The sequence below is a fragment of the Streptomyces sp. NRRL F-6492 genome (assembly GCF_001280125.1).
Classification (GTDB): domain Bacteria; phylum Actinomycetota; class Actinomycetes; order Streptomycetales; family Streptomycetaceae; genus Streptomyces.
Map to the genome: position 1 here is coordinate 57,380 of NZ_LGEG01000217.1, position 8,285 is coordinate 65,664.

Genomic DNA, 8,285 nt, shown 5'->3' on the forward strand with positions numbered 1-8,285 from the left:
ACCTGGAAGGTTGGGCACCAGCAGCGGCTCTCGCACGCGAGATCGACGGCGGCGGCGGCCGCACTTACCTGGTCGTCGACGGCTTCGCGTACCAGACAGGGGGCGTCAGGCTTCGACGTCGATGCCGTAGTCGGTGGCCAGGCCCGCCAGCCCGGTGTCGTAGCCCTGCCCGACGGCACGGGCCTTCCATCCGGTCGTGTGGCGATAGAGCTCCACCGCGATGGTGACGGTCTCACCCGAGGAGAAGGGGTCAGGTGTGAAGGCCAGTTGGGTGCGGGAGGGCTGGGTGATGTCTGCTTGCCACTGGGTGTGATGGTCGAAGACTGCGGCGGGTTGGGCCTCGAGGTCGATGCTGACGATGACGGCGATGGTTGCGATGTCGTCAGGGATGAGGCCCAGGTCGGCGGTGACGGTGTCCCCGCCGACGCTGACCCCGTCGTGACTGGGGTGGTTGTAGAAGACGAGGTCGTGGTCGCTGCGTACCTTGCCGTTGCGGGTGAGGAGTACAGCGGACACGTCAACGGGTGCGCCGGTGCAGGTGACGCGGACCGTCGTCGGCTCGGTGCGGATGGCTGCGTTGGCTCCCCTCGTCCGCAGTTGCAGGGTGCCGCTCTCCTCGCCGGGTAGCGGGCTGGTGGGGGAGCGGGTAGTGGCCGGGGCCAGGCTGGCACGGGTCAGCGTTGCAAGGACGCGCTCGAGGATGGGCCAGCCTTCGGTTTCCTCGCCTGGCCAGGGCCAGGTCAGACGCTGGGCGCCGAACTCCTTGGCGGTCGGCGGCTGCCCGAGTGCTTCCTGCAGCTGGAGGTGGCGCAGGCTCTCGGTGGCCAGGCGGCTGAGCTGCCACTGCCGTTGGGTTTCTTCCGGGTTGTTCACCCAGGTGTCGTGGTCGACGGGCTTGCCGCCCAGCTCCTGGTACACCCGGCGGGCGAAGTCGTAGCCGTCCTCAGTCAGTAGGCGGGTAGGCCGCTCCTGTTGGGATGGCGTCGGCTCGCCGATGGCCGTGTACAGCGCCCCCAGGTCGCCGCCCGTCCAGTGGTTGGCTGCCGTGGTCGCGAACCGCGCGAACTGGGGCAGGGTGGGGGGACGCCCCTTGGCGGCGACGAAGCGGTGATGCTGGTGGGCGACCTCCTCCAACTGGGAGCGCCAGCGGCCCTCCACGTAGGCACCGAGATACTGCTCGGCCCAGGCCCGCCGGTGCCGTGTGATGAGATCCCGTACCCGCTCGAAGCCGTCCCGGCGGGCGCCGTGACTCATGCTGGAGGTGAACGTCACCTGCCCGTACGGGGTCTCGACCGTACTGTCCTCGCTGTCCGTGATCTCCTCCTCCGGCCCCAGGAGTTGTTCGGCGGCTTGCAGTTCGCGGAAGAAGGCGCTGTCGACCGGGCATCCGGCCGCGCGCAGGGCGGCCAGCGGCCTGCTGTAGTAGCGGTCGACACGGTCCAAGGTGGTGCGGGAGTAGGGACCTTCGCACACGAACCAGGCGGTCAGGCCCACGCCGTGCCAGAACTCGGCCGCGGGACCGAGGGCTTCGGCCATGGTCTGGTGCGGGCGCGGGTTGCTGACGATGCTGCCGGGATACCGAGCAAGCGTCACCGTCTCCCACAGCCGCCCCACCCGTTCCAAGACATCGGCGGGCAGACGCTGCCGGTACAACTGAGGGGTGTACCCCTGCTCGGTCCGGTTCAGACTCATTAGATCCTGATCGACCAGCCCCCACAACGACGGCATTCCCCGTGACTGGCCGGCATGCGCCTGGTCGAAGCCCGCCCACCAGCCGCGCAGGGCCGCAGCCCGCTCCTCCACCGGAGACAGAGAACTGCCGCCGCCGAGGAAGGCCGCGAGCATCGCATGGACCTCGTCCTCCGCGATGCCCGCCTCGGCAGCCATGCCGGCCGTCTGCGTGGCCATGCCGACGTACAGACGAGGCTCGGGCAGAGCGGTGATGATCTCCTCATCCGGGTGAGGGGGAGCCTGAAGGTAATCCAGCACAGCCAGCCAGTCGCCCCCGAAGTACGCGGAGACGACCGGCTGCAGCTCTTTGGTGAGCACCCGGCGCGCCAGGGCTGTTCCCGTCCTGGCCTTCTTGGCGAAACCAGCCATCAGCCCTTGCAACCGCTGGATCCGGTGACGTGCCGCAAGCTGCACGAGGTCGGCGGCGGCAAGGGTGTCCAGCAAACGAAGGCGGGCCTGCTGCTGTCCCACACGGTCCAGCTGGTGCCAGCCGCCGCCGAAGCGGAAGGCTTCCAGCGCGCTCTCGTCGATGCCCAGCAGCCGGTAACGCTCCTCGATGAGTGTCCAGAACCGCTGCTGTTCTGTGCGAGGGAAGATCTCTCCTGCCGCCCGCAGCCGGATGGGCTGAAGCAGTGTCTCGAACAGCGGCACCAGCAGCGCCCACAGCAGCACCGTGTCCCAGTCCTCCACAGCGGTGAGGCGGGCGGTCTCATCGGCGGCCAGCGTCAGAGCGTGGCCAGGGCGTTCCCGCAGCAGATACGGCAGATTGACTGCCCCTGCCTTGACCGAGAGTTTCTGGGGCAGGTACCACGCCCCGAGCCGCTGCTGCTCCTGGACCCCGAAGGCGTTGACGCAGAAGACTTCCTCTTCCCGGGTGAGGGCCGTCACCTTGGCGGTGTCCGGCGTGTGGCGTCCTCGGCCGGGGACGACGGTGGCCACCGGCCGTCCGGCGAACCCTGCGGCCAGCAGCCTGGCCGCCAGGGCGTCGATGTCGGCGAACCGTTGCTGCTGCCCGGCCGCCCGCTCCAGGGTGAGCGCCTGCTCGGGACTGCATTCCACGGCCGGCTGCCACCAGCGTGTCGGGTCACTGGCCACCGGTCAGCCTCCGCATGGTTTCGACGAACTGCTCAAACGGCACCGGCGCAGCGGTGTTCTGCGCATAGACGGCGTAGCGCTGGGCCATCAGCTGCATCTCCCGCTCCGTTCTTCGGGCCTCCACACGGTCCAGCTCGTGCACCACGCGCTGCTCGACGCGTCCGCGCTCGTACAGCACGAACGCGTCCACACCGCCCAGACCCCCGCCGGCCCCCTCCGCGGCGCCGCCGGGGCCGGGGAGATCCCCTTCCATGGTGGTGGCGTCGATCAGCGGGACATCCAGGAGCACAGCGGGATCCATGTCGTTGTCCGCGCACATGGCCTCCAGATGCTCCTCCAGGCCGAGTTCGGCATGGCAGACCACGTCCAGGTACTGCTGGTCGGCAGCCACCGCGGTCTGGCGCAGGACGCGGACACCGCGGCCGACGAACTGGTAGAACTCGCCGAAGCTGCCATAGGGGCGCAGCGGTACGACCACGGTGATGGGCGGGAAGTCGTAGCCCTGGCCGAGCATCCGCAGCTGCACGATGCCCTGCAGATCCCCGGCGTCGGACTCGAAGCGCCGCCGGGTGGAGGCGATCGCGGAGGCGGGCATGCTGTGGTGCAGCGTGGCACTGGGGATCCCGTACTCCTCGGCGATCCGCGCGATCTGTTCAGCATGCGCCTGGCCCATCGCCGCGAACAGCACCCTCGGCTTCACGGGCGCCAGCAGCTTGGCCTGTGCATCCAGACACGCCCGCGTCACGGCCATCACCTGGCGGATCGGCGCCTCGGACTGTGCGGTGATGCGTGCCATCTTCCGCTCGTCGCCCAGCGTGGCCAGCAAAGCATCACGGCCCACGATCTGCTCGCGCCGCCCGTCCGGCCACACCGCCTCATACACCGTCGACGCCACCTCGGGAGCGAACCGGTGCACCCGCAGGTTCTTCGCCGACCCGTCCGCGACGGAGTCGACCAGCCGGTAGCGGTAGACGACATCGGCGTCGATCGGCTTGCCGTCCAAACGCTGGAAGCACGCCGACATCAGCAGTGTGCGCGCACCCTGGAAGTGGGCGAACAGCCGCTGGTAGGAGGCGCTGGCCGCGATGTGCGCCTCGTCGACGACGATGAAGTCGATGTCCTCCGCCTCCAGCTTGGCCAGCAGGTCCCCGTCACTGTCGCCCGTGCCCAGCGCATGGAAGTTGGTGACCAGGATGTCCGCAGCCAGGAGCCGCTCACGGCTGACCTGGCTGATCTGCCCGTCGTCCGCGTCCAGGACGAGCGTGGCCGGCGGACGGGCACCGGGCAGCAGCGGCCCGCCCGCCAGCCCATACAGGACGTTGCCCGGTATCCCCGGATCGAGGGCCTTGGCGAAGGTGCCGCGGATGACCGAGCCCGGGGTCACCACCAGCGCCCGCCGTCGACTGAACGACAACGCGGCCGCCACCCCCAGGGCCGTCTTGCCCGACCCCACCGCCATCACCGCAGCCGCATGCCGGCCGCCGGAGGCGTAGTAGTTCGCCAACGAGGCCAACGCCTCGTCCTGGCACTCCCGCAGCGGCGCCCGGTCCACCCTGGCCCGCTCACCGGCGAAGTACGCCCCGCCTGAAGGCAGTTCGGCACCGCCAGGCGGATCGGCGGCCCGCATCGGATCGCCAGCCATGTCCGGGATCCCGATGCGAGGCACGGCAGTCACCAGCGGCGCCAGGAGCGGATCCTGCCTCAGCATCGCCTGCAACTGGGCCACACAGCGCGCCGTGTCCGTACGCACCGCATCGTAGGAGAACCGCAGAATGGTCAGGCCGGTCGCGGCCAGATCGTTCTGTCGCAGCCGGTCGTAGGTGAACGCGGCCCGGTCACTGTGGAAGGCGAACCCGTCGAGCTCGACGGCCAACTGCAGCGCCTCACCCGCGATCAGGTAGTCCAGCCGGTAAGCGCGCTCGTTGACGGTGACCGGGTGCTGACTGCGGATCCGCGCAACGATCGACGCGTCCACGGCCGGCGTGAGCACCCACCGCAAGAACGCTTCCTCCAAGTAGGAGGCAGCCGGGATCAGTCGCTCCAGGCCCGCACTCATGACGATCCACCCTGTGCCGCAGCCTCGGCAACCAGCGCCTGAGCTTTCTCCGACAGCCGGGCCGCCACATCCTCGCCCTGCCCGAAACGGGCCAACCGCCGCGCCAGCTCAAGTGCTTCCGCGAAGGCGCCCTCGCGCTCCAGCAGGCCGATCAACCGTGGCACCGAGGACACCCGCACAAACGCCGCCGGAGCATCAGTGGTGTCGAAGGACACGGCGTGCGGGGTTGCTTCCATCAACTCCAGGTCCAGCAGGGCGAACACCTCAAGCGCGGCGAGGGCCCCAGGCTCCGCACGACGTGTACTCCACAGTCGATCGACCGCGCTCTGCAGAACAAAGTGGTAGTCCCTGGCCGAGCCCGGAAGCTCCAGCGCCTCCCAGACACGGGCGATCAGCTCAGCGCCGCGCGCGTCGAACGGCACATGCCGGCTGGCCGGTGTCGCAGACGTACTCCCCTCGGCGGTCGACCACATCGGCGAGCCGTACGACTCGTCCGGACGAACCCCTGCGCCCGGCAGCGCCTCCCGCATGACACCCGGGCTCCCGGCAAAGGCAAGGCCAGGGACAGCCGCCATGCGCTCAAACCACGCCCCCACGTTCCCCCTTCACACAAAAAAGAGGCCGGCACCCTCACCTACAGCGAAGTCGCCCCACCCGCCCCCTGCGGTACTTCATTGTCGCAGCCACACTCTCTCTGCACCCCGAAAGCGGATATGTACTCCGCTCTCCGTCACCCACCCGGGCCGACTGCCGCCGGCCGAAGAACGGGAACCAGACGCCCTTGTCGCCCACTCGACCTCGTGTCCGGAGTCGGGAATTTCGCTTCACACACCTCTCGGCCAGCTGTACCAGGGACGGTGCAAGCCCTGGACGATTTCGGGTCAACCCGATTTTCCAGGTGGCCTGACCAGGGACGAACGACGTACCTGCGTTTCACGACGGTGAACACGTCAGCCTGAACGGGCGCCGATCAGGCTGGCCTTGAGAGCGTCGGCGAGGGAACCTTGAGGCATCGACGGCGGGATACGCCTCGCACCAATCCCTTCCCGAATCAACCGGGTTGGGGACCTCACCCCTACCTTCCTGGAGCTGCTCATGTCCGCCCTTCCCCTGCCCGCCGCCAGCCCCGAGCCGCCGGCGTTCTGCGCCAGCCACCTCCCTGCCCGCACCCAGCCGAGTCGGCTGGGCATCCCCGAGGTCGTGGTCATCGTCGTGGTCGTCCTGGCATCGGCCGGACTGGCCGCCGGCAACCGGCCCGTCCCGGCCGCGCTGGTCGTGGTGGCCGCCGCAGTGGCCGACCTGATCACCGGCCGCCGCTCCAGCGATGTCGCCAAGCCCTCCCGCCGCCGCAGCCGGTGACATGGGCCGCCCCACCAAACCTGTCGCCGCCGGCACCAGCCCCCGGCTGCGGGCCCTGGCCGTCTACCTGCGCCAGCTCAAGGACGACACCCGTACCACCTACGCCACCCTGTCCGAGCGCACCGGCCCACCGGGCGCGCCCGGGTACCGCGGAGCCTCCACCCTCAGCCAGGCCGCCCGCGGCACCCACCTGCCCCCGCTCGAGACCGTCCTCGCCTACGCCCGCGCTGCCGGCGACCTCGGCAGCCACTCCACGCAGAGGCGAGAAGCGTCAGCCCTGAGCCTGTGGAAGGCAGCTGCAACCGAGAAGGCCCGCCCACACCTGGCCGGTCGCGGCCGACGGACCCGGCAGGTCCGCACCCCCGCCTCCCTGGGCCAGGAACTGACGCGGCTGCGCCTGAGGGCCGGCCGGCCCTCTTACCGCGCCATCGAGAAGGCGACCAAGGCCGACGGGCACCGTGTACCGCGTTCGACAGCCCACCTGATCCTCATCGGGAAGGTCCTGCCCGGCCGCGAGCAGTTGGCCGCGCTCCTGAAAGCCTTCGACGTGAGCGTGGCGGACGCCGCACAGTGGCACGCGGTCCTCGACCGCATCGAGGACCGCCGGCGACCGCCCGAGCCGCCCCAGCGAGGCAGAGGGTACGCGTGCGCCGACGCCGACCCGGCCGTGCAGGAGTACCTCGAACGCCGTGAGCGCGACGAGGAGATCAAGCGCCGTACCGGGCAGATCCATCCGGACGAGACGTACGAGGACTACGAGGAACGGATGCGCGAGAGGGCGTTCCAGCAGCAGTCCTCGGACATCTGGCTGTATGAGGACTACGACGAGCCGGAGGGCGAGGCCCAGAGGCAAGCATGGGCCGGTGAGCAGGCCGCCTTCCGTGCCCAGCTGAAGGCATTGGTAGAGCCCGCCACCCCCACGGGGCACGGTGCTGATCACGCCTGACACCTCCCGAACCACCTGCCTGCCATCCTCCCGGGCAGGACCGGCCTGATCACCCACGACACCAACCCCAGCGTTACGTAATTCCGGGGCGAATATTATGTAACGTCGGCTAGACTGGTGGGTGACGTTACATTTTTAGCGGCGCGGTCGTTTCGCAGAGGCGGCCGCTGCCGAGCCAACTGCCCGACCTTCCCCTTGCGATCCGCTTGCCACTTGCTCTTGGAGTCCCCGGGTGTCCTCCTCACGTTCATCCCGCACGGCCGGTGAGGCGTCTTCCGGCGCTGCCGTGCCGAGCAACCCCGCCCACACCGCTCCGCCTGCAGCCTCACAGGAGCCGTCCGACCAGGCTCCGCGCTGGGCGGGCAACTGGCCATTGAGTTTTCCCACGCCTCCCACACCATCCTCAGCGGCCAAGACAGCCTCCGAAGACGCTAGCCGCCGACACGGCGATGACAGTCAACCCGAGTCAGCTGAGGGCCCGTTGTCCGAGCGGGGAACAACCTCCGCCGCCCCTGACGCGGAAACACCACACGCCCTGACGCGCACTGGCCCGGCGACGCTGCACGAGGCCCGCAGCACACTCAAGCAGCTGATCAACGCCGCCATCCAAGGGCACCCCACACCCCTGACGCGTGGTCCGCACCATGCACTGCTCACCACGCCCGCCCATGCAACCGAACTGGGCTGGGACCTCACCCAAGCCCCCACCCACAGCTTCGTGGACGCCCGCAAAAAGCTGGGGGATCTGATCCAGTACGGCGCCGAGGGCCACCCTCAGGTGCTGTGCCGCCACAAGACCCCCGTCGCCGTCCTGCTTGCCGCAGCCGCGGACGGCACCCCCACCCCGCCCGCACTTCAAGCCGAGCCAGCACCCGACACAGCGGCTCCGGCTGCAGCAGCAGCCCCGGACTCCGCCACAACACCCCCGCAAGCAGTCCAGACCCCCCTCCCGACCACAACAGCCGAAGCCGAAGTCGAGGCCGCGAAAGACCTCGCGCCCGCACCGACCACTCCTCCTGCCGAAGCGGCCGCTGCACCCACCACGCCCTCGGAACCACAGCCGGAACCGACACCAGCAGCCCAGGACACGCCTGCACC

5 protein-coding genes and 1 pseudogene are annotated in these 8,285 nt (G+C 69.5%); 3 read left to right on the forward strand and 3 right to left on the reverse strand.

Annotated features, from left to right (window positions below; genetic code table 11):
• Window positions 1–105: 105 nt before the first annotated feature.
• The 3 genes from ADL08_RS18625 to ADL08_RS18635 are packed head-to-tail and all read right to left on the reverse strand — an operon-like array spanning window position 106 to window position 5,412.
• Window positions 106–2,826, reverse strand: a complete 2,721-nt coding sequence (locus tag ADL08_RS18625) for a TerD family protein (RefSeq protein ID WP_053644357.1) — start codon at window positions 2,824–2,826, stop codon at window positions 106–108.
• Entirely contained in the window at window positions 2,816–4,882 is a 2,067-nt protein-coding gene (locus ADL08_RS18630) for a DEAD/DEAH box helicase family protein (protein WP_053644359.1), read from the reverse strand. Before ADL08_RS18630 ends, ADL08_RS18625 begins: the two co-directional genes overlap by 11 nt.
• Window positions 4,879–5,412, reverse strand: coding sequence for a hypothetical protein (locus ADL08_RS18635; RefSeq protein WP_234352185.1), 534 nt, complete (start codon window positions 5,410–5,412; stop codon window positions 4,879–4,881). The genes ADL08_RS18630 and ADL08_RS18635 overlap by 4 nt, the downstream gene beginning before the upstream one ends.
• 565 nt (window positions 5,413–5,977) lie before the next feature.
• Between ADL08_RS18635 and ADL08_RS18640 the strand changes: the two genes are divergently transcribed.
• From ADL08_RS18640 to ADL08_RS38265, 3 genes and pseudogenes are all read left to right on the forward strand, one after another.
• The gene (locus tag ADL08_RS18640) at window positions 5,978–6,241 is read left to right on the forward strand and encodes a hypothetical protein (RefSeq protein WP_007387413.1); all 264 of its coding nucleotides are present in this window, start codon (window positions 5,978–5,980) and stop codon (window positions 6,239–6,241) included.
• The gene (locus ADL08_RS18645) at window positions 6,207–7,187 is read left to right on the forward strand and encodes a hypothetical protein (RefSeq protein WP_159043092.1); all 981 of its coding nucleotides are present in this window, start codon (window positions 6,207–6,209) and stop codon (window positions 7,185–7,187) included. Before ADL08_RS18640 ends, ADL08_RS18645 begins: the two co-directional genes overlap by 35 nt.
• Before the next feature lie 481 nt (window positions 7,188–7,668).
• Window positions 7,669–8,285 (forward strand): annotated as a pseudogene (locus ADL08_RS38265) (hypothetical protein); the annotation flags it as partial.

Excerpts from the sequence above, each read along its gene's own strand:
- ADL08_RS18630 (WP_053644359.1), bottom strand. The coding sequence starts at position 4,882 with ATGAGTGCGGGCCTGGAGCGACTGATCCCGGCTGCCTCCTACTTGGAG.
- ADL08_RS18635 (WP_234352185.1), bottom strand. The coding sequence starts at position 5,412 with ATGCGGGAGGCGCTGCCGGGCGCAGGGGTTCGTCCGGACGAGTCGTAC.
- ADL08_RS18640 (WP_007387413.1), top strand. The coding sequence starts at position 5,978 with ATGTCCGCCCTTCCCCTGCCCGCCGCCAGCCCCGAGCCGCCGGCGTTC.
- ADL08_RS18645 (WP_159043092.1), top strand. The coding sequence starts at position 6,207 with ATGTCGCCAAGCCCTCCCGCCGCCGCAGCCGGTGACATGGGCCGCCCC.